Source organism: Streptomyces sp. NPDC053076 (genome assembly GCF_044546845.1).
Classification (GTDB): Bacteria; Actinomycetota; Actinomycetes; order Streptomycetales; family Streptomycetaceae; genus Streptomyces.
Window position 1 is genome coordinate 60,536 of sequence record NZ_JBITZL010000015.1, and the last position, 19,182, is coordinate 79,717.

At 69.2% G+C, this 19,182-nt stretch carries 21 protein-coding genes and 3 pseudogenes; 14 read left to right on the forward strand and 10 right to left on the reverse strand.

Translation table 11 applies throughout. From position 1 onward, the window contains the following. Positions 1–136 precede the first annotated feature (136 nt). Positions 137–504: pseudogene (locus ACIGYR_RS37195) on the forward strand (class I SAM-dependent methyltransferase); the annotation flags it as partial. A 663-nt stretch (positions 505–1,167) separates the two neighbouring features. Here the strand turns inward: ACIGYR_RS37195 and ACIGYR_RS37200 are convergent. From ACIGYR_RS37200 to ACIGYR_RS37215, 4 genes are all read right to left on the reverse strand, one after another. Continuing rightward, complete coding sequence (locus ACIGYR_RS37200; protein ID WP_399607994.1) at positions 1,168–1,314, reverse strand: hypothetical protein; 147 nt, start codon at positions 1,312–1,314, stop codon at positions 1,168–1,170. 259 nt (positions 1,315–1,573) lie between these two features. Then, complete coding sequence (locus ACIGYR_RS37205) at positions 1,574–1,969, reverse strand: hypothetical protein (protein ID WP_399607992.1); 396 nt, start codon at positions 1,967–1,969, stop codon at positions 1,574–1,576. A 466-nt stretch (positions 1,970–2,435) separates the two neighbouring features. Further along, positions 2,436–3,056 (reverse strand): SigE family RNA polymerase sigma factor, encoded by a 621-nt coding sequence (locus ACIGYR_RS37210; protein ID WP_391848221.1) that lies wholly within the window; start codon positions 3,054–3,056, stop codon positions 2,436–2,438. 250 nt (positions 3,057–3,306) lie between these two features. Beyond that, positions 3,307–3,747: a hypothetical protein gene (locus ACIGYR_RS37215; RefSeq protein ID WP_399607990.1), complete on the reverse strand. Its 441-nt coding sequence runs from the start codon at positions 3,745–3,747 to the stop codon at positions 3,307–3,309. 405 nt (positions 3,748–4,152) lie between these two features. Here ACIGYR_RS37215 and ACIGYR_RS37220 point away from each other — a divergent pair, with 405 nt between their 5' ends. Then, positions 4,153–7,797: a hypothetical protein gene (locus ACIGYR_RS37220; RefSeq protein ID WP_399607987.1), complete on the forward strand. Its 3,645-nt coding sequence runs from the start codon at positions 4,153–4,155 to the stop codon at positions 7,795–7,797. A gap of 91 nt (positions 7,798–7,888) precedes the next feature. Here ACIGYR_RS37220 and ACIGYR_RS37225 read toward each other — a convergent pair whose 3' ends face one another. After that, positions 7,889–8,278 (reverse strand): hypothetical protein, encoded by a 390-nt coding sequence (locus ACIGYR_RS37225; RefSeq protein ID WP_399607984.1) that lies wholly within the window; start codon positions 8,276–8,278, stop codon positions 7,889–7,891. 155 nt (positions 8,279–8,433) lie between these two features. On the opposite strand from ACIGYR_RS37225, the gene ACIGYR_RS37230 reads away from it, so the two are divergent. Continuing rightward, on the forward strand, positions 8,434–8,646 hold the full coding sequence (locus ACIGYR_RS37230; RefSeq protein ID WP_399607982.1) for a hypothetical protein: 213 nt from the start codon (positions 8,434–8,436) through the stop codon (positions 8,644–8,646). A gap of 14 nt (positions 8,647–8,660) precedes the next feature. On the opposite strand, the gene ACIGYR_RS37235 is transcribed toward ACIGYR_RS37230, so the two are convergent. The 4 genes from ACIGYR_RS37235 to ACIGYR_RS37250 all read right to left on the reverse strand — a co-directional run bounded on the left by ACIGYR_RS37235 (position 8,661) and on the right by ACIGYR_RS37250 (position 10,758). After that, a complete protein-coding gene (locus tag ACIGYR_RS37235) occupies positions 8,661–9,101 on the reverse strand; it encodes a hypothetical protein (RefSeq protein ID WP_400014436.1) in 441 nt (146 codons plus the stop codon). A gap of 7 nt (positions 9,102–9,108) precedes the next feature. Beyond that, on the reverse strand, positions 9,109–9,819 hold the full coding sequence (locus ACIGYR_RS37240; protein WP_399607977.1) for a site-specific integrase: 711 nt from the start codon (positions 9,817–9,819) through the stop codon (positions 9,109–9,111). Positions 9,820–9,921: 102 nt separating this feature from the next. Continuing rightward, a complete protein-coding gene (locus ACIGYR_RS37245) occupies positions 9,922–10,086 on the reverse strand; it encodes a hypothetical protein (protein ID WP_399607975.1) in 165 nt (54 codons plus the stop codon). A 207-nt stretch (positions 10,087–10,293) separates the two neighbouring features. Continuing rightward, a complete protein-coding gene (locus tag ACIGYR_RS37250) occupies positions 10,294–10,758 on the reverse strand; it encodes a hypothetical protein (protein ID WP_399607971.1) in 465 nt (154 codons plus the stop codon). Between ACIGYR_RS37250 and ACIGYR_RS37255 the strand changes: the two genes are divergently transcribed. The 8 genes and pseudogenes from ACIGYR_RS37255 (at position 10,757) to ACIGYR_RS37290 (ending at position 15,108) form a co-directional block, all read left to right on the forward strand. Continuing rightward, a complete protein-coding gene (locus ACIGYR_RS37255; protein ID WP_399607969.1) occupies positions 10,757–10,900 on the forward strand; it encodes a hypothetical protein in 144 nt (47 codons plus the stop codon). The genes ACIGYR_RS37250 and ACIGYR_RS37255 overlap by 2 nt on opposite strands. A 127-nt stretch (positions 10,901–11,027) precedes the next feature. Next, a complete protein-coding gene (locus ACIGYR_RS37260; protein ID WP_014173936.1) occupies positions 11,028–11,390 on the forward strand; it encodes a MarR family winged helix-turn-helix transcriptional regulator in 363 nt (120 codons plus the stop codon). Beyond that, entirely contained in the window at positions 11,387–12,826 is a 1,440-nt protein-coding gene (locus ACIGYR_RS37265) for an MFS transporter (protein WP_399607967.1), read from the forward strand. Before ACIGYR_RS37260 ends, ACIGYR_RS37265 begins: the two co-directional genes overlap by 4 nt. A gap of 33 nt (positions 12,827–12,859) precedes the next feature. Next, positions 12,860–13,153, forward strand: a complete 294-nt coding sequence (locus ACIGYR_RS37270) for a DUF1330 domain-containing protein (protein WP_391836881.1) — start codon at positions 12,860–12,862, stop codon at positions 13,151–13,153. Between the two features lie 133 nt (positions 13,154–13,286). After that, positions 13,287–13,613, forward strand: coding sequence for an acetyl-coenzyme A synthetase N-terminal domain-containing protein (locus ACIGYR_RS37275; RefSeq protein WP_400014441.1), 327 nt, complete (start codon positions 13,287–13,289; stop codon positions 13,611–13,613). Beyond that, a pseudogene (locus ACIGYR_RS37280) lies at positions 13,532–14,364 on the forward strand (AMP-binding protein); the annotation flags it as partial. The gene ACIGYR_RS37275 and the pseudogene ACIGYR_RS37280, both read left to right, overlap by 82 nt. Before the next feature lie 79 nt (positions 14,365–14,443). After that, positions 14,444–14,866 carry a hypothetical protein gene (locus ACIGYR_RS37285; RefSeq protein ID WP_400014445.1) on the forward strand — a complete coding sequence of 141 codons (423 nt, stop codon included), beginning with the start codon at positions 14,444–14,446 and terminating at the stop codon, positions 14,864–14,866. After that, a complete protein-coding gene (locus ACIGYR_RS37290; protein ID WP_400014447.1) occupies positions 14,827–15,108 on the forward strand; it encodes a hypothetical protein in 282 nt (93 codons plus the stop codon). Before ACIGYR_RS37285 ends, ACIGYR_RS37290 begins: the two co-directional genes overlap by 40 nt. A 190-nt stretch (positions 15,109–15,298) precedes the next feature. On the opposite strand, the gene ACIGYR_RS37295 is transcribed toward ACIGYR_RS37290, so the two are convergent. Continuing rightward, the gene (locus tag ACIGYR_RS37295; RefSeq protein ID WP_399607964.1) at positions 15,299–15,778 is read right to left on the reverse strand and encodes an HIT family protein; all 480 of its coding nucleotides are present in this window, start codon (positions 15,776–15,778) and stop codon (positions 15,299–15,301) included. A 291-nt stretch (positions 15,779–16,069) separates the two neighbouring features. Here ACIGYR_RS37295 and ACIGYR_RS37300 point away from each other — a divergent pair. The 3 genes and pseudogenes from ACIGYR_RS37300 to ACIGYR_RS37310 form a co-directional block, all read left to right on the forward strand. After that, positions 16,070–16,558 (forward strand): annotated as a pseudogene (locus ACIGYR_RS37300) (ABC transporter); the annotation flags it as partial. A 209-nt stretch (positions 16,559–16,767) separates the two neighbouring features. Beyond that, positions 16,768–17,880 (forward strand): S8 family peptidase, encoded by a 1,113-nt coding sequence (locus ACIGYR_RS37305; protein WP_399607961.1) that lies wholly within the window; start codon positions 16,768–16,770, stop codon positions 17,878–17,880. A gap of 338 nt (positions 17,881–18,218) precedes the next feature. Beyond that, the gene (locus ACIGYR_RS37310) at positions 18,219–18,878 is read left to right on the forward strand and encodes a hypothetical protein (RefSeq protein WP_399607959.1); all 660 of its coding nucleotides are present in this window, start codon (positions 18,219–18,221) and stop codon (positions 18,876–18,878) included. Positions 18,879–19,182 lie beyond the last annotated feature (304 nt).

Below are 19,182 nucleotides of genomic sequence, written 5' to 3' on the forward strand. Positions count from 1 at the left end.
GGTGCTGGGGACACCTCCGACGGTAAACCTGTACCTGAGTACAGGTTGCAACCCCGCTGAGCGCACGACTGGCCGACTGAAATGCTCACTGGCCAAGTAGGACGCTCAGTCACATCGGTCGGGCGGCGTGTCCGAGATGACAGCGAATTCGAACGACGACTACGACAGTTTCGCCGAGGCGTATGCGGCGGAGAACGAGAACAACCTCGTGAACGCTACTACGAACGGCCCGCGATGTTAGCCCTTGCCGGAGACGTGGCTGGCCACCGAGTTCTGGACGCCGGCTGCGGCTCGGGCCCACTGACCGCCGCACTGCGCGACCGCGGCGCGGTCGCCACCGGGATCGACGCCAGCGCCGGGATGCTCGCACTGGCCAGGCAGAGGCTCGGTGATGACGTAGCCCTGCACGTGGCCGACCTGGGCGAGCACCTGCCGTTCAAGGACGGCGCGTTCGACGACGTGGTCGCGTCGCTGGTCCTGCACTACCTGGAGCCCTCACCGCCACCGTCGACCCCGCAGCCGACGGCACCGTGACCCCCGCCTCCGCCACAGAGCGGCCGGAACCCAGCAACGGGGCGGTCCAGGCCGCCTACCGCACCTCCACGCCGGTGACACCGGCTGCCGCCGGCGGTGACACCGCGGTCCTCGGCGCCATTGAGGTGGCCGAGGAACTTCCCGTCTGTCATGTGCGTGCTCACGGCCTGCCACGCGGCCAGCTGGCGCTCGCCAACAGTGATCGCTGCCGCCAGCCGGTTCTTGATGCGGAACCTGGGACAGGGCCTTCTCCATGTCCTGCAGGGCGCGCCTGGCCTCGTTGCGCAGGGTGCCGGCCTGGCTGCTCAAGCCGTCCAGGAGAGTGGAGTCCAGCGGATCTGTTTCGGCGGTCACCTGCAATACGGTGGTATCCGGGTAGGCGGCGGTCACTGTTTCGGCGTGCATAGACAGCCGCGTGGTGAGCTCTGCCATGGCTGCACGTGCCGCGGTGTCGTGTTCGTCCAGAGCTGCCAGCACCAGGGTGCTGGCCCTGTCCAGGTCTGCGGCGTACTTCTCCGTGGCCGTGAGGTCGTGCGTCCTGGCCGGGGCGGGCAGCGCGGGGCGCTGTGCCTCCTCGATGAGCGCGGCCGTGCTGAGAGCGCTGTCCGCCCATCGCTGCAGCTGGGCCCCGAGTCAGTGCAGAGGCTGGGCAACTTCCTGCTGCTGGCGTTCGTTCAGCTCGCCCCGTTCGGTCAGCAGTGAGTGCTCTAGCGCGCGCAGCTTCTCCTGCCGCTGGGACAGTTCCTGTTTCGCATGCGCGAGTTCGGGCAGTGCAGACAAACTCGCCACCAGACCGCGCCGCTCGTTCTCCAGGCGCTCGGTGGTCTGGCGTGCCTGCGCGTGTCGTTTCTGTGAGGCAGGGCCGTTTCCAGCGAAGCGCGCGCGGCGCCCCGCTCGGCCTCCTCCCGTGCCAGCTCATTCCTGCCGGCGTCGGCCGCCTCCTGCATCTGCGCAACACGGCCGCGGGCGTCCCGCAGCAGTGCATCCGCCAGGTTCTCCTGCTCGGAGGCAGTCGGTGCCGCGGATTCGACCACGCGGGTCAGAACTCGTACGGCAGCGCTCTCCAGCTCCTTCGCATACGCCGCGGGTTGGGGGTAGCTGCTGCGTACGGCGAGTTCCTGGGCCCGCTCTCGCACCGGGGCAGGGAAGCCTCCAGCAGGGCGGTGGCTTCCTGCACCTGGCGCCGGTGTTCGTCCTGGGCCGCCTGGAGCTGTTCGACCTCGTGCGCGTGCCGGGCGTGCTCCCGCTCGGCGTCGGCCAGCGCGGCGGAGGCCTTCACCGTGGCCCTGGCGCGGGTGAGGGCCTCAGCGTTCTGCGGCTCCGGCGGCTGGTAGGCCTCCGGCAGCGTCCTGGTGCAGACGGGACAGGTGTCACCGGCGGCCAGCCCGTCGCCTGCCGTGTGTGCTGCCTCATGGCGATGGATGCCGTCCAGCATGTTCTGCGCCCGAACCTTCGTAGCCCGGGCCTCATCCAGGTCGCTACCGGGACGTGCCTGCACCAGAGCGGTGAGCCTGTTCTGCGTGAGGGTCTGGGCGGCACGCTGCTGGGCGAGTGCGCCGGCCGCTTCACCGGCGCGGCGGACGGCGTTCGTCAGCGTCTGCAGCGCCGCGGCTGCACCGGCCGCTTCGCCCTCGGCGTCCTGCAGCTGCCCGCGCAGTTCCTCGGAGGCTTACGCCGGTACGGGTGCCGGCTCCGGGCGCAGCGCCGCAAGCGGAGAGCGTCGACCCTTCTCCACCGTGCGGACCTTAGGAACAATTGGACTGTCTCAGCCTGCTGCCTCAGCCGAGACCGCGGCGTCGAAGCGTTAGCACCGGCTGAACGACCAAGTGATGTGTCTCAGCGAGAGTTGAACAGCTCCATCCCTTCGTAGCGGAGCCGAGAGTACTGGTTGACGAAGTACGTCAACCAGTTCGCCGTGTCCGTGCGCAGCAGGGGTGCGGTGCGTCCGGCGCAGTGATCGTGCCGGTCAGGCTCTGCGTCGGCGAGTTCGCAGTGCCAGCTGCTTGCGAAGCAGAGTCGGGGTCGCGGTGCTTTAGCTCCTGTCGGAGCTGGGCGAGTGCCCGGTGCAGTGTGCTTTTGACCGTGCCGGGCGCCATGCCGAGGGCGGCGGCCGTCTCGTCGGTGGACATCTGCTCCCAGTACCGAAGGACCAAGACGTTGACTTGCTGGGGCGGCAGCGTCTTGACGATGTCCATGAGCAGTGCACGATCGGCGTGCTGATCGACCCAGTCTTCGACAGACGCGTCCGGCAGATGCTCGGTGGGGAGCTCTTCCAGTTTCCGTGCCCGCCACCACTCGGTGCGGGTGTTGATCATGACACGACGCAAGTAGGCGTCCGCGAGCTGCTTGTCCACTATGCGCTCCCACCGGTGGTAGGTGCGTAACAGCGCGGTCTGAAGGAGATCCTGGGCGGTGAGCGGGTCGCCGACAAGGCGGCGAGCGCTGCGCAGCAGAGCGTCCTGCCGGGTACGGACATACTCCTCGAATTCGAGTACCGCGCCCGGGTGCTTGCTCGGATTCACGTGACACACTCCCCTCGTATATGGGCGTGGGTGGACGGGCCAGCCGGGTGGGCGAGCGGCCTTCGGGAGACGCCGGGCGGGCCGGTCGGTGACCGGCCCGCCCGGCGGCGTTCGTTGCTCACTGCCTGCACGACGCCCAGACGCCTGGTCGCCCTGTTCAGCAGCTGTTCATAGGCAGAAGCGCTGGCCGGTCCCCTCACGCCGGCCAGCTCCCCTGGCTGGCTTTCCGCTGTTCACGGCCGGGGTGTGCTCAGCGCCAGTGGGCGTCACACTTCGTGCCGGTCCAGTTGTTGGTGCACGCCTTGATCCAGTACTTCTTTCCGTAGTCCTCGCGATGCCCCCAGGAGGTGCTCGTTCCCGCACCCCTTTCGTCACAACTGATGAGAGGAGTGCCGACTCCGTTGCGGGTGACGTAGTGGACCTTGACGCATGCCTTGTGGTGGTCGGCCTTCGTGTCGTAGATCCGCCCGCTGGCGCTTACCTGCGTGCCCTTCCAGCAGATGTGAGCTGTGACCTTCGCGCCAGTGATGGTGCTGGAGGTGTCACGGCAGTTCCAGCCCGCTGCAGCTGCGCTGCTGCTGTTGGTCTGGGGCGTGGACGGTTCAGGGCTGGCAGCCCCTGCTGCGGTGATCGGTGCAAGCAGGAGACCAGCACTCGCTGCGGCGATTCCGATGGACTTAAGTGCATGCATGTGTACTTCCTCTTCCCTCGATGGACTGACTCGCCGGACCAGCCCGCGGACTGAGCTTGGAGCCGCCGTTGCGGGCGTCAGCGGGTTCACGACAACGAGTTCAGCGGACTGGGGATTGAATGGGCAGCCGGTTCAACCACCCTGATCAATGGCTGCATTGCAGGTCACGGGCACGGCGCACGACGCTGACCAAAGAAGACGCCTGTCGTTTGCTCTTCTCCCCGGGCATGCGTAGCGTCCGGGTGATCGCGCCGCATCCGCGGGGGAGGCGGCGGGTAGAGGGGTGAGCCGTCGATGGCAGGACGTCCTGAGAGCCCACTCGATCCGAGTGCGGGGCCGGTTGCACGGCTGGCTGCCGAGTTACGCAAACTCCGTGCGGAGGCCGGGAGTCCGACCTACCGCGTGATGGCGCAGCGCACAGGTCAGGGTGCGAGCACGCTGTCGCAGGCGGCCGGGGGTGAGCGGCTGCCAACCCTGCCGGTTGTTCTCGCATACGTGCGTGCCTGCGGCGGCGACGAGAAGGAGTGGGGGGAGCTGTGGCGCGAGGCGGCCGCGGAAATGGCGGCCGAGCCCCGCACCGAGGATGAGAACGCCGAGCCCCCGTACCGGGGCCTGGCCCGCTTCGAGCCGGGCGACGCCAATCTGTTCTTCGGCCGCGACGAACTCACCGACCGCCTGGTCGAGCTAACACGTTCCCGTCGGTTCACTGCGGTGTTCGGCCCGTCGGGCAGCGGCAAGTCCTCTCTACTGCGTGCCGGCCTCATCCCCCGCCTCCGTGCCCCGGACCCGGCCAGCCCGCAGCCAGCCGCGCTGCGCGTCCTCACCCCAGGCGAACACCCCCTGCGCACCCACGAACAGCGGCTGACCCCGAAGGACGGCGACGGGGACACGTGGCTGATCGTGGACCAGTTCGAAGAGCTCTACACCCTCTGCCAGGACCCTGCCGAGCGCGACCAGTTCATCGACCGACTCCTGGCGGCCACCGATGCCGCGAGTCATCTGCGCGTCGTCATCGCCGTGCGGGCCGACTTCCTCGGTCGCTGCGCCGAACACCCGGCCCTGACCGCGGCCCTGCAGGACGGGACTGTGCTGGCCGGTCCAATGAGCCGCGACGAGTTGCGTGAGTCGATCGTCAAGCCCGCCCAAAAAGCGGGGATGATCGTGGAACGCGCCCTGAGCGCACGCCTCTTGGATGAGGTCGAAGGCGAACCCGGGGCTCTGCCGCTAATGTCGCACGCCCTACTCGAGACCTGGTATCGCCGCAAGGGCCGCGCACTAACCGAGGCCGCCTACGAGGCGGCCGGTGGGCTGCACGGCGCGATTGCCCGTACCGCCGAAAACGTTCACGGCGACCTCACCCCGACCCAGGCGATCCTCGCCCGCCATATCCTGCTGCGCCTGATCACCCCCGGTGAGGGAACCCCGGACACGCGTCGACCCGCTCAGCGCAGCGAATTCGATTTTGGAGACTCCGCAGACACTGCGATCGTCTTGGAGCAACTGGCCCGCTCTCGCCTGATCACACTCGACGAAGACCTTGTCGATCTCACACACGAGGCCCTGATCACCGCGTGGCCGCGCCTGAAGCAATGGATCGAGGAGGGGCGCCAGCAGCTGGCCCTGCACCGCAGATTGAGTCAGGACGCCCAGGCGTGGGACAGCCTTGGGCGGGATGCGGGAGCCTTGTACCGAGGTGTACGCCTGGCGGCGGCCGAGGAGATCTTCACGACGCACCGGGAGGCTGAGCTCACCCGCCTCGAGCAGGCATTCCTGGCCGCAAGCCGCGCGCTCCGCGACAAGGAACGACGATGGCTGCGTTCTTTCGCAGCCGGCCTATCCCTGCTGCTGGTGCTCGCCCTGGTGGCAGGAGTGGTCGCCTGGCAACAGAACGAGGCCAGCGACCGGCAGCGTACGCAGGCCGCCGCCCGGCGGGCCGCCGCGGTCGCCACCAGCCTGCGCTCCTCTGATCCGGCCACGGCTCTCCAACTCGCTGTCGCTGCCTGGAGCACCAGCCACACCCCCGAGACCCGCTCCGCACTGCTCGGCGCCCTGGCCCAGCGAGAGGAAGCCAATTTCGCCCCGCCCACGGATCCCAGTGCCCAACAGTTCCTCAGCGCAGACGGCCGCATCCTGGTGTCCGCTGGCGCCCACCAGGTTGTGAGATGGGACGTAGCGACGCATCGCAAGATCGGCATCTTCAAGGGCCTCGGTAGCCAGGCCGACAGCCTCCACGGCATGACCCCCGACGCGCGGACTCTGCTCGTAGACGGAGAAGTAGAAGACATCAGACTCTGGGACATTCGGGAAGGACGCTTTCACGGACACGGGGTCGGCGACGCGCTCCGCTTGCCCCCCAGCTGGTCCGGACAGCAGCTCAGCGCCGACGGACGGACAGTACTCACGGGCACCGATGACCAGATGCAACTGTGGGACATACAAACCCAGCGTCGCCTGTTCACCCGACGGGCAGCACGCGGGATCGCGCCGTACATGGCCGCCGGTCCCGATGGCCGCCTCGTCGCGTTCTGCCGAAAGAGCGGATCACTTGAGCTGTGGGACGTGCGCAGCCAGAGGCAGCTTTCCACCGGCTGGTTCCCCAAGCACCTTTGCTCGCCCGATCCAGACCACGATCAAGACTACGGCCAGATGCATTTCAGCCCCGATGGCCACACCCTGGCGTTCTCCGATGACCACGGGATCCAGCTATGGGAAGTCCCCTCAGGCAGGAAACGTCTTGAACTTCGCCTGACCTCTCCCAGCACCTTCGTTTTCAGCACGGACGGACGGTTCCTGGCCAGCGCCAGCTCCGGGACAAACGAGATCCAGCTGTGGCGGTTGAGTAACCCGCAGGCTCCGGTACTGCGCTATCCACTGGTCACCGATTCCACCAGTGAGTTACACCTGGACCTGCGCGCCCACCAGATCCGCTACGTCTCGGAAAGCCTGGCGCCAGGCATGGGAGTGCGGACAATCGACCTGGGTCGTGCGACCAACCCGGGTTGGCATCACACCGCGGCCCGCGACGCCGTCCTCAACGAAGACGGCACCACCTTGGGCCTGGCCTGGAGACATGGCCGCACAGAACAGTTCGAGCTGCGCGACGCAGCGGGCGGACGCGTGGTCGCACACCCGCCAGGCATTGCCCTGCCTCCCCCCGACGGCGGCGAGCCCACGGAGCTCATGTCACTGAGCAGGGACGGGAGGACTTTCGCTTACGGCATGGCCGGAATGGACGACCCCGCACACCACCCCGACCAGGTCCGGGTGTGGGACGTCCCGCGACACCAGGTCATCAACAGCTTCGTCGCGGCAGCTGGCTCGGACCCAGACGCGGGGTTCACGGGGATGCTGCTGAGCCCCGACGGCAGGAGCCTGATGACCACGGAGATGGAACGCAACGGGGTCACCGTGCGCAGCGTGCGGAGCCGGGCGATTGTTCATACTCTGCACTACCACCAGGACGCCGGATTCGGTCCGGGCACCGCGCTCGCGGCGGTCCGGCCCGATGGTCACCTGCTGCTGTCCGGTGACGGCAGAGTGATTCACTCGCCCTCCGGCATGGATTCCCCCAACGAGACTGGGGACGCAGACGTATTCGCGTTCAGCCCGGATAGCAGGTATCTCGTCGTGGACGATGGCGACGGCCGCGTTTCTTTGTGGGACGGCGGGCTGCGCCGACGGCTGGGCGCGCTGGCGGGAAGTTTCAGCTCTGGGCGGGAGGACGGGGAGGAAGTGAGCGCGCTGGCGTTCTCCCACGACGGCAGCACCCTGGCCGTGGCCGGATCCCAGGGAACGGTGCAGTTGTGGGATGTGGCGTCTCACCAACCACTCGGCGAATCCCTGCCGACACCCGGCGACGGGATCCTGTCCGTCGCATTCAGCCCGGACGACCAGGCGGTCTACACAGCAGGCGAGCACGTGCCCTGGCAGAAGTACGTCATCGACCCCCGGCGAGCAGCCGCTGGCATCTGTGCTCGTGTCGGTGCTGGTCTGTCCCGAGCTGACTGGAAGACGTATCTTCCGGAGGTGCCCTACCGAAAGACCTGCTGACGACCCACTGAGTGCACGCCAGTTGAGGCACCACTGTTCCTCGGAGAGGTTGACCAGCACCACGTGTGCGCTCGCATGCTCCTTGAACGTGCTATTGGGAGGAGGGGAGAGCGGCGAGTCTTCGGCGGCTTTCGTGCTTCTTCAGGGCCTGGTTCTCGTGGAAGAGGTTCGCGGTTACTGTTGCGAGGGCGTCGAGTTTGCCGTTGAGCTGCGTGATCTCGGCTCTGGCCTCACGAAGCTGATTGCGGAGCGCTGCGATCGTCTCGTCCCGGGTGACTTCCCCGGGGGTGCGGAGGACGGGTTGGGCGACCTTGGCGTTCCATTCGGTGAGGATGTCGTCGGCGCGGTGGACGGTGGCGTGGCTGACGTGGGCTTCTCGGGCGAGGTTCTCCTTGGTGAGGGCGCCGTCGGTGTGCAGGGGCTCGCCGGCCAGCAGCCGGGCCATGGCCTCGCGGAGCTTGGTGGCGGTCTTGGCGGACACCGGCAGCAGGGGGTGACTCCTTCTTGTCGAAGCGTGCGGGTGATGCGCTGGACGTCGGCGAGGCGGATCAGGACGGCTTCGCGGCCGGGTGGTGACAGGGCGGGGCCCTGGGCTCTGGCTGTGAGGTCGTCTTCCTCGGCGATCCAGATGGGAGCGTGGCGTCGGGTGATCACGGAGTTGCGGCAGCGGTCGGGTTGGCAGGCGCCGATCAGCGGAGCCGTGCCGCGCTGATCGGTGGGCAGTTCGTTCTGGCATTCGGCTTGCGGGGCGTCGAACATGCAGTGGTTGACGGTTCCCAGGTGGAGGTTGGTGAACTGGGTGGCGAGCAGCGCTGCCTCGGCCTGTTCATCGGCGATCTGCGCCCGTAGGACGGGATCCTCGTTCATGGTTGAGATGACCTTGTCCAGGCCGGCATGCAGCCGGTCGGCGCCGGGCCCGACCGCGACCTTCTCACCTGCCCGGCGGGCCCTGAGCAGGTCGACCAACCGGGTTCCCAGCGCTGCTTGGACAGCATCCGTCCGCCGCGGCCGACGAACAGGGCCATCGGCTCCAGGCCGAGGTCGCCCTCGATGACGGCAACCCGGCGGACCTCGGCGGACATCGCCTCGGCGCGGAAGGTCCGGCGCCGCCCGTGCAGGGTGCCCCGCAGCTTCATCTGCCGCAGGTCGACGTCGTCGACGACGAGCCTGCGCCGGCATAGGGCCTTCACCGAGGACCGCACCATCGCGGCCCGCTCAGTGCGGCGATACAGATCGATCTCTCGCAGCGTCGCGTGTTGGACGGCCACCACCCGCGGCAGCCCGAACTTGGCGATGGCCTGCAACATCACCTCAGCCGGGGAGACGTCCCCGACGCGGCGGGCCGACGATGTCGAGCAGGCAGCTGAACTCGCGCAGCCGCATCCCCGTCGTGATCGCCAGTTCGCCGGCCGCGCTGTTGCGCAGCGGGGCGCGGCTCCGGAAGGCGGGATCGACCAGGCCACCGGGGAGACAGCCGCGCAGGCCCACCCGCTTGAGGAACCGCCACTGCCGGAAGGTCAGGTGGCGCACGTCCAGCTCGGTCGTGGCGCCCCAGGCCAGCACGTCCCGTCCGTTGCTGCGGCGAAAGTACGGCCGCTGACCGAGCAGCCTCGCATCGACGGCCCAGTCGTAGAAGTTGTTGATCAGCGACCGGCGCTTTCGCCACGTGGCCGGCTTGTCCGGCGCCTCACGGTGCTCGGTGCAGTCGTCCCGGTAAGCCACCAGATCGTCTTCCGTAGCCGACAAAAGGTCGGTCGCCAGGGAGATTTGGCCTAGGAAGTCGACCAAGTCCAAGGCGTCGTACGTGTAGTCCTCCAGCGACTTCGCCTTGAGCGACTTCGACAGCTCCAGGAAGAACGAGCACAACGGCTCGGCCGGACGCATGCCGAGATCAAGGAAGAAGGGCGTGCCCTCCTTCACCGCCCCGGGCCGCTGGACGTACGCCACCGCATCGAGATCGACGCCAGGCGGTGCCTCGTAGAACCGACGCAGCTTGCCGTGAGACACAAAGAAGTGATCCACCCCAACTCCCTCTGAGACAACAAGAGGTCAGGGAACCTAACGGTCTCCCCGCCCTCCCGGTGTCGCCTCAGATGGCACATGAGATAGCCAGAGATCCTTGTCCTAACGCAGCTGCTCCCAGTCGACCTCCGGATGGGCGGGGACGACCGCGTCGACGGACGCCGTGGTGTAGAGCGCGACGTCGACGGCCCCGGCCCGGCTCGTGCCGAAGCGGACCTCGATCGACTGCGGGGAGCGGACCCATCCGGTGACCGTTCTCGGAAACAAGTCAGCCTTCCGTCGACGGACGGGCGCGCCCCCGCGCCGGTCGTTCACCCGACCGGCGCGCGGCGCGCAGAGTCCCTACGAGGCGAGCGTGCTGGTCTCAGTCCTCAACGAGTGGCTGTGACCAGCACAGTCGCAGCAGTCCCAAGGCCCTTACGGCCCGCCCGCGCGGGGGAGCCGTAAGGCAGGGGCGGCCGCCCCTGGTGGGGTTCAGTCGCCGATGGTGAACTCGACGGACTGTTCACCCAGGGCTACCCGGTCCCTGCCGGTGTGGTTGCGGCCGTCTGTGGTTCTCCTGCCGGGGGTCTTCACCCCGCTCACCGTGACCTTGTAGGTGCCCAGGGCCAGGTTGCGGAAGACGCGCTCGGCCTTGAGCGGATACGGCACTTCCTTGCCAACCATAGTGATGTCCTCGGAGCTGACCGTCGCGCCGTCGGGACCGGTCAGGGCCAGAGTGATGTCCATCTTCGGCACGAACTCGGGATTCAGCTTGTTGTACTCCCCGAACCATCCGACGGATTCCCAGACGTAGGGGACCGCCTCGCAGGTGACGGTCACCTTCTGCGGTTCGGCGTCTTCGCCCACCTCGGCGGTGAGGACGGCCTTGACCTTGGAGTGGTTGCCGTTGTCCCCCTTGAATTCCTTCACGCCGGTGGCCGGGCACTGAGACGGCATGGCCCAGCACGCGCCGGAGGTGCTGGACGAACACTTCCTGGTCGACGGGCGCGGCAGGTTCCGGCTGCGCACCGAGCGCGATGGCCGGCCGCCGTCGCCGGTGCGGATCGAGGCCACCCGCGCCAGTCGGCCATTTCCATAAACTATGAATATAAAAACGCTATGCTTCGGGCGTGAGTCGTCAAGACACCGCTCCTGGCGCGTCCGCCGCCATCGGGGCAGCCCTCTACGGCCTGGCCACCAGGGCCGCGAGACGCCTGCCCCGGGACATGAGCCTGACGTCCGCCGCCACCCTGGCCACCCTGGACCGGACCGGCCCGCGGCGCATCACCGATCTGGCCGCGGTCGAGGGCGTCACCCAGCCCGCGATGACCGCCCTGGTCCGGGTGATGGAGGAGTCCGGCCTGGTCGAGCGGCGGGGCGACGCGTCCGACAAGCGGGTCACGCTGGTGTGCCTGACCGAGGCCGGCGCCTCCTATGTCCGGACGCGGCGCCAGGCGGGCGTCCACGCGTTCGAGCGGTTGATCGGCGAGCTCACCGGCGACGAGGTCGAGGCGCTGGTGGCGGCCCTTCCGGCGCTGAAGCATCTGGCAGAGCTCGAAAGCCAGGACCGCGAAGGGCCGAAGCAGTGACCGGGCAGCCGGTCGGCGGGGACGCGGTGAAGGCGTTCCCGGTGGCGCGTTCCGAGGCGCGGCTGCTGGTCCCCGCCCTGATGTTCATCGCTCTGGTCGTGGCGGCGGTCGCCAGCCTCGGGACGCCGCTCATCACCAGCGTGGCGACCTCGTTCCACGTCTCGCTCGGCAGCGCGCAGTGGACGCTGACCGCCGCGCTGCTCAGCGGCGCCGTCGCCACGCCGGTCCTGGGACGGATCGGAGCCGGCCCGCACCGGCGGGCCACGATCCTCGCCACGCTGGCGGTCGTCGTCGCCGGCAGCGCGCTGACCGTGCTGCCGCTGCCGCTGCCGTTCGCGTGGCTGCTGGCCGGCAGGGCGGCCCAGGGCGTCGGGCTCGGGCTGACGGCGCTGATGATGGGCGTGGCCCGGGACCACCTCCCCGAGGAGCGCAGCGCGGCCGTGATCGCCCTGATCTCGGTGGTCTCGATCATCGGGGCCGGCGTCGGCTACCCGCTGGCCGCACTGCTCGCCGAGCTCGGCGGGGTACGGGCCGCCTACGGCCTCGGCCTGGTCGTCACCGCCGCCGCCCTCCTGACCGCGTGGCGCTCCATGCCCGAAGCCCCTGAAGGCCGCTCCGCCCACGTGGACGTGGCAGGCGCGGTCGTCCTGGCCGCCGCGCTGCTCCTGGTGCTGTTCCTCGCCGGCGAACGGAATCTGTGGAGCCGGCACCTCGCCGTGGCGGCGGGCCTCGCCGTCGTCGCGGTGGTGCTCCTCTGCGTCTGGGCCGTCATCGAGCTGCGCAGCACGACGCCCCTGGTCGATGTGCGGGCGGTGCGGCACCCGGCGGTCGCCGGGGCGAACCTCGCCATGTTCGTCGGCGGGATCGGCATGTACCTCCTGCTCACGCTCATCACCCGGTACGCGCAGACGCCGCACGGCGCCGGCTACGGCTTCGGGCTGACGACCTTCGTCGCCGGGCTGGTCCTCATCCCGTTCTCGGTGCTGGGGTTCGTCGCCGGCAAGCTCACGCCGCGGGTCCGGACGCGGATCGCCGACCCCCTGCTCCTGGCCGGCAGCGCCGTCATGGTCGGCGGCGGGTTCGCCCTGTTCGCGGCGGCCCGGTCGGACCTGGCCGAACTGTTCGCGGCGATGGGCGTGCTCGGCTTCGGCGTCGGCGGCTTCTCGGCCGCGATGCCCGGCGTCATCCTGGCCGTCACCCCCAAGAGCGAGACGTCGAGCGCCATGAGCTTCAACTACGTCGTCCGCAGCGTCGGGTACTCCCTGGGCAGCGCCATCGGCGGCCTGATCCTCGCCGCGGGCACCGGCCCCGGCCACCTCTTCCCCGACGACAGCGCCTTCACCACCGCGGCGCTGGTCGGCATCGGCGCCATGACGATCACGACGCTGACAAGCCTCGCCCTCGCCCGCCGACGCTCACCCGAGACCAACCCGTAAGTCAGATGCACTCATCCCCACACTGGAGGTTCCATGCCCAAGGGCTACTGGGTCAGCGCCTACCGCACCATTTCAGACCCTGAGAAGCTGGCTGCATACAACAAGCTGGCCGCTGCGGCCGTCAAGGCCGGGGGCGGCCGGGTCCTCGTCCGTGGCGGTCGGGTCGTGGCGCATGACGCCGGAATCGCCGAGCGCACCGTCCTGATCGAGTTCGACAGCTTCGAACAGGCGGTCGCCGCACATGCGAGTGCGGCCTACCAGGAGGCGCTGGTCGCCCTCTCCGACGGCGTGGAGCGCGACTTCCGCATAGTCGAAGGCATCGACTGACCGAGGTCCGGTCGGATCTTCACTGAAGCACGCTGCGCTGCCTTCACAGTCGCGCATCGCGCGGTTCATCGACTTCGTCGCCCGGCGCACCGGTGTCGAACACGCCGACTACGAAGCTCTGTGGACGTGGTCGGTGCAGGACCTGGCGGGCTTCTGGGCGGCTGTGGGGGAGTTCTTCGACATCCGCATCAGCGGCACCTCGGAGGGTGTTCTGGACGACGCCCCGATGCCGGCCACGCGCTGGTTCCGCGGCGCCCGGCTGAACTACGCCGAGCACGCCCTCCGCGTCGGCGCCCCCGCAGACGTCGCGGTGATCTCGGTCAGCGAGGAAGGCACCACCACACGTCTTGGGCCGATCTGCGCCGCCAGGTCGGTGCCCTGTCGGCGTGGCTGCGCCGCCAGGGCGTCACGGCCGGGGACCGGGTGGCCGGCTACCTGCCCGACACCCTCCACAGCGTGATCGCGTTCCTGGCCTGTGCGAGTATCGGCGCCGTGTGGTCGGCTTGCGGCCAGGACTACGGCGCCGAAGGTGCCGCGAAACGCTTCGCGCAGCTCGAACCCGTCGTCCTCTTCGCCGCCGACGGCTACAGCTGGAACGGCCGCCGGCACGACTGCCGCGCGCAGACCGCCGCACTACGGCAGGCTCTGCCGTCCGTCCGCGCCACCGTGGAGGTCCCGAACCTCGGCCTGCCCGCTGACCCGGACGCGGACACGGTGCCCTGGGACGTCGCGCTCGCCGACCCCGCCGAGTGCGTTTTCGAGCAAGTGCCCTTCGACGCACCGCTGTGGGTGTTGTTCTCCTCCGGCACCACCGGTACCCCCAAAGGCATCGTGCACGGGCACGGCGGGGTCCTGCTCGACCACCACAAACTGCTCGGCCTGCACCTCAACCTCGGCCCCGGCGACCGCTTCCTGTGGCACACCATCACAACTGGATGATGTGGAACATGGTCGTCTCCGGCCTGCTGGTCGGGGCCACCATCGTCCTCTACGACGGCAGCCCCGCCCACCCGGGCCCGGAAAGGCTGTGGGAGCTGGCCGCCGAACACCGCACCTCCGTCCTCGGCATCAGTCCCGGCTACCTCCAGGCTTCCGCCAAAGCCGGTCTCGCCCCCGGACGCGACCTCGACCTGTCCGCGTTGCGCATCCTCGGCTCCACCGGGGCGCCCCTGCCCGCCCAGGCGTACCACTGGGTCCGCGACCATGTCGGCCACCGCGTCCAGATCGCCTCCACCAGCGGCGGTACCGACATCGTCAGCGGCTTCGCCGGCAGCGCCCCCCCTCACACCCGTGTGGCCCGGCGAGATCTCCGCACCGCTTTTGGGCGTCGCGCTCCAGGCGTTCGACGCTCAGGGCCGGCCCGTCACCGGCGAGGTCGGCGAACTCGTGGTCACCAGGCCCATGCCCTCGATGCCGCTCTACTTCTGGAACGATCCCGACGGCAGCCGCTACCACCAGACGTACTTCGCTTCCTACCCGGGAGTCTGGCGGCACGGCGACTGGATGACCCGCACCGCACACGGCAGCGTCATCGTCTCCGGCCGCTCCGACTCCACCCTCAACCGACATGGTGTGAGGCTCGGCAGCGCCGACATCTACGCCGTCGTCGACGAACTGCCCGGCATTCGCGAAAGCCTTGTCATCGGCGCCGAACTCCCCGACGGGACTACTGGATGCCCCTGTTCGTCGTGCTGGAACCCGGTCACGAACTGACCGACGAACTGCGCGACACCATCGCGACCGCGATCCATACCCACGCCTCACCACGACACGTCCCCGACACGATCATCGAGGTGCCCGCCCTGCCGCACACCCGCACCGGCAAGAAGCTGGAAGTCCCCGTCAAACGCCTGCTGCAGGGCGCCGACATCGACCAGGTCGCCGGGCGCGAGGCCGTCGACGACATCGCGGCGCTGGAGTACTTCACCCGGTTCGCTCGCCCCTCCACTCCCTGACCACCGGGTCCGGTATGGCGCACCTGAGTACGAGTACTCAGGTGCGCCAAAGCGTCGGCAGACAGGCTCCGCGATATGAACTACGCCATAACTCGCCATCTCCTGCACACCCTCTGTCCCCACGGCCACCCCCGACCGACGGTCACGGACCACTAGGCCCGCCGACCTCACGGTCGACGGCCCCACACCGTCAGACCACCGAACGCAACCGGTCCAGTTCACTGCGGATCGCATCCCGCAGCACGTCGTGCTGGGGGCCGAGCCTGAACCGCTCGTCACTCCACCGCTCAGGCGGATACAGCCACACCAGCTTGCCCACCAGTTCGGCCGGCTCCCACTCGAACCGCGGCCATATATGGGCATGCAGGAACGGGTCAGTGTTGCCGAGGATCTCCAGGTTGACCCGGCGAAAGTCGGGGTCCAGCCGCCGGCAGGACCGCTCGACCGCTTCTCCGAGTTGGTCCATGTCGGACAGGAACGACAGTCGCTTGGCCCTCGACAGGTCAGACAGCCGTTGGACACCCGGGTCGTCCGCGAGGAGAACTGAGTACCCGGGCAGGAATTGAACGTCGCCGATCACCGCAAAACCGGACTCAAGTCGCCGCAGCACCGTCGGGTTCTGCCCACGCAGAGCGGCCCCGATCCGGTCCATCCGCCAGTCACCAGTCATGGCCCGAGGCTACCGACAGGTGATCAGGACCTGCTCTTCACTCCCCGCCCTCCCCGCTCACTTCGAGGTCCAAGCAAGTGAGGCGAGGAGCGGGCCCCGGTCATGTGCAAGGCTTGGCCGTAGCTTCGTGGTGCGGCCGATCAGCGGTGTAGCTCTTCTGCGATGTCGTTCTCGTCAGAGCGCTCGAGGCTGTGCTGCCGGCCGGATCCGGCAAGGAGTATGGAGGCACGCGTTCGGTCGACGAGGCCGGTCGGGGTCGGCTTAGCTCCCCCCCGCTTCAAGATCGACCACGGCAAGAACATCGCGGAAGTGCTGGCGCTGTCCGTCGACGCCGCCGCCGAGTTCCTGTCCTCCGTCCCGGCCGCCTCCCGCAGTCTGGAGACGTTGCGCGAGGTGGGACGGGGGTACCTGAGGTTGGGCCAGCCCGTGACGGAACTCCGCGGTGGTGAGGCGCAGCGCATCAAACTGGCCACCGAACTGCAGCGAGCCCGGCGCGGGCACGCGCTCTACCTGCTCGACGAGCTGACGGCGGTGCTGCACCCCTCGGACATCGCGCTGCTGCTGCGACAGCTGCACCGGCTCGTCGACGCCGGCAACACGGTCGTCCTCGTCGAGCACGACCTGGACACGATCGCCACCGCCGACTGGGTCATCGACCTCGGGCCGGGCGGCGGCGACGCGGGCGGGCGGGTGGTCGCGGCGGACCCGCCGGCCAAGGTGGCGAGGGCCCGCCGCAGCGCCACCGCGCCCTGTCTCGCGGCCCGGCTCGCGCGCTCCTGACGACGGCGTGAGGGGCTGAGCCCCGGTCAGCCGGGTCCGGGACGCAGGGTCGCGCGCGTCGCCATGCTGCGTTCCAGCTGGCGCGGCGGCTCAACCACCGCTCGCCTGCCTGCCCGCCGGAGCCGCCTGCCCGCCGGAACCGCCCGCCCCCTGTGGCCGTCTTGTGCGCTGACTGTGGACGAAGCAGGGGGGACATTGTGACGCGGAACATGACCAAGGCCGGTCTCATGGCGGTGGCCATGGTGACGGTGCTCGGAGCCTCGGCATGTGGCGGGGGCGCCGGCGCTGCGGCCGACGGCAGCGGCGGGAAGGCGTCCGCGCGCGGGGGGCGCGAGTCCGTGGCGCCCTCCTGGCAGGCGGCGCCGTCCGGCTCGGCGCCGACGTCTACCGGCACCGTGGGAAAGATGTCCGGGATCGCGCAGGCCGCGGTGCCGTCCCTCAGCCGGCCCGTGCCGTGGAACCTGGACATTCTGGACCAGCGATCGCGGCCCTTGAACGGGAAGCTCACCACCACGGCCACGGGCAAGGGCGTTCATGTCTACGTGATCGACACCGGGATGGCCATCGCCCACAAGGAGTTCGGCGGGCGCGCCCACCTCGGCGCCGACTTCGTGGGCCCCAAGGATTCCGGTGACTGCTTCAACGAGGCAGGGCTCGGCCACGGCACGTTCGTCGCGGGCATCATCGGCGGCACGAGGTACGGGGTGGCCCCCAAAGCGGAGCTCGTACGGGTCCAGGGCATCCTGTGCGAAAGCGAGGGCGGCGGCTCCCCGGCCGCGACCGAGGCGGCCCTGGTGAAGTCGGTCAAGTGGGTCACCGCGCACGCGCAGAAGCCCGCGGTGGTGAATATGTCGCTCAACCTCGACCACCGGTCGGCGGCCCTGGAGTCCGCTGTGAAGAAGATGGTCGACGCGGGGATCCCGACGGTGGTGTCGGCCGGCAACTTCCATGACGACGCGTGCAAGCACTCGCCGGCCGGAGTTCCCGGCACGATCGTCGTGGCGGCCTCCACCTCGAACGACCGCGCGTGGAGCGACGGCGGCTCCTACGGATCGGGCTACGGACGGTGCGTGGACCTGTACGCCCCCGGCCAGAAGGTGACCGCCGCCCTCGCCGGCGGTGGTACGACCACGGAGAACGACGGCGCGACATCCTGGGCGGCACCGCATGCGACCGGCGTGATCGCGCTGTACCTGTCGGCGCATCCCCATGCCACGGCCGACGAGGTCCACGTCTGGCTCGACCACACGGCCACCCGCGGTGTCGTGCGCGGCGTACGCTCCGACACTCCCAACCGGCTGCTCAACACGGGCGGGCTCTGACCTCCCCGGCCGCCCCGGGCGCTACGGTCACCCCGACGCCGTTCAGCGCCGTGCTGACCGGTCCGGCAACCGCTGGTCGCCGTGCCTGGATGCCTTCTGCAAGCGTCGCAACGTCGTCGCACGCTGGTTTCACCGTCTCAAGCAGGGGCGATGCCCTGGGAGTCGAGGACTCCCGCGACGCCGCCCGGTCCCCTTGTTGCCAAGTACGGACAGAACCGGATGAACAAACACTGGGAGGGTGTCATCTCACGGGATGCAGCGAACAGCAGATCCGGCCGGTCGCCCTGCGGGAGCAGGCGCGGATGCCGCATCCTGACACCCCCCTGGGGGCTTCCATCATGACCACTCACCCCGCTCGCCGTACCGCCCGTACCGCCCGTTCCACCGGCCTGGTGGCCGTCGCCGCCGCAGCGGCGTTCTCCCTGGCCGCTTGCCAGAGCGGGGACAAACACGCCGCCGGCCAGGAGAAGAAGGACTCTGTCTCCGCCTCCCACCCCACCGGCGACGGCAGTGCGCCCAGCAACTCCACGACCACCGCAGGCAAGTCCCGGACCGGCGCACAGTCCGCCTCGTTAAAGGCGGCGGCCCCGGTCCGCAAGGAGCCCCTGGCGGACGGCAGCACGGCTGAGATCTACGCACTCGGCGCCCAGCACTACCGCGCCAAGATCGTCCACCAGGGTCAGGTGCTCGGCACGCTGGAGGCGGACCAGGACGACGCCGGGCTCGACGCCAACGACATGTTCATCGTGCTCACGCTGGACGGTCACGTCCATTCCTGGATGGGCGGCGGCCACCGCGGGCCGGGCACGTTCAAGCTCCCGGGCGGTTGGACGGCCAAGGTCGCGAAGCTCGGCGACCTTCACTACCGCGCGCAGATCCTCGGCAACGAGAACTCGGTGGACGGCACGCTGGAGGCGAACCAGCACGACGACGGTGGCGTCGCCAACGGCGTGTACATCGTGCTCAGCACCGCCGGTGTGATCAGCGCTCACCAGTAGAAGCCGGCTCGTCCGCGCGGTGGGGCCGCCTCGGGCGGCTCCACCGCCACCGTGATGCGAGCCTGGCCCCCAGGCCCTCCCAGCGCCTTGCGCGCGCCGCCCCTCAACAGCTCCCTCAACGGCGCTCTCGACAGCCTCCTCCATCCCCCCTCGACCTGCGCTCGCTGCCGAAGCCACGCTTGCATGGCGCTCCCGCACGCACGGTCCCGTCGGCGGTCCCACGGCTCCTCGGTCTCCTGTGCCCAGAAGCTGTGCGAGAGCGGGTGGCTCGGGCCGGCCGATGGCAGGCGCCCGGACGCCGTAC

Coding starts and splice junctions, on each gene's coding strand:
- ACIGYR_RS37290 (WP_400014447.1), top strand. CDS start 14,827: ATGCCCCTGTTCGTCGTGCTGGAACCCGGTCACGAACTGACCGACGAA.
- ACIGYR_RS37215 (WP_399607990.1), bottom strand. CDS start 3,747: ATGCATGCACTTAAGTCCATCGGAATCGCCGCAGCGAGTGCTGGTCTC.
- ACIGYR_RS37250 (WP_399607971.1), bottom strand. CDS start 10,758: ATGCCGTCTCAGTGCCCGGCCACCGGCGTGAAGGAATTCAAGGGGGAC.
- ACIGYR_RS37270 (WP_391836881.1), top strand. CDS start 12,860: ATGCCCAAGGGCTACTGGGTCAGCGCCTACCGCACCATTTCAGACCCT.
- ACIGYR_RS37295 (WP_399607964.1), bottom strand. CDS start 15,778: ATGACTGGTGACTGGCGGATGGACCGGATCGGGGCCGCTCTGCGTGGG.
- ACIGYR_RS37205 (WP_399607992.1), bottom strand. CDS start 1,969: ATGCTGGACGGCATCCATCGCCATGAGGCAGCACACACGGCAGGCGAC.
- ACIGYR_RS37220 (WP_399607987.1), top strand. CDS start 4,153: ATGGCGCAGCGCACAGGTCAGGGTGCGAGCACGCTGTCGCAGGCGGCC.
- ACIGYR_RS37255 (WP_399607969.1), top strand. CDS start 10,757: ATGGCCCAGCACGCGCCGGAGGTGCTGGACGAACACTTCCTGGTCGAC.
- ACIGYR_RS37305 (WP_399607961.1), top strand. CDS start 16,768: ATGACCAAGGCCGGTCTCATGGCGGTGGCCATGGTGACGGTGCTCGGA.
- ACIGYR_RS37310 (WP_399607959.1), top strand. CDS start 18,219: ATGACCACTCACCCCGCTCGCCGTACCGCCCGTACCGCCCGTTCCACC.
- ACIGYR_RS37260 (WP_014173936.1), top strand. CDS start 11,028: ATGAGCCTGACGTCCGCCGCCACCCTGGCCACCCTGGACCGGACCGGC.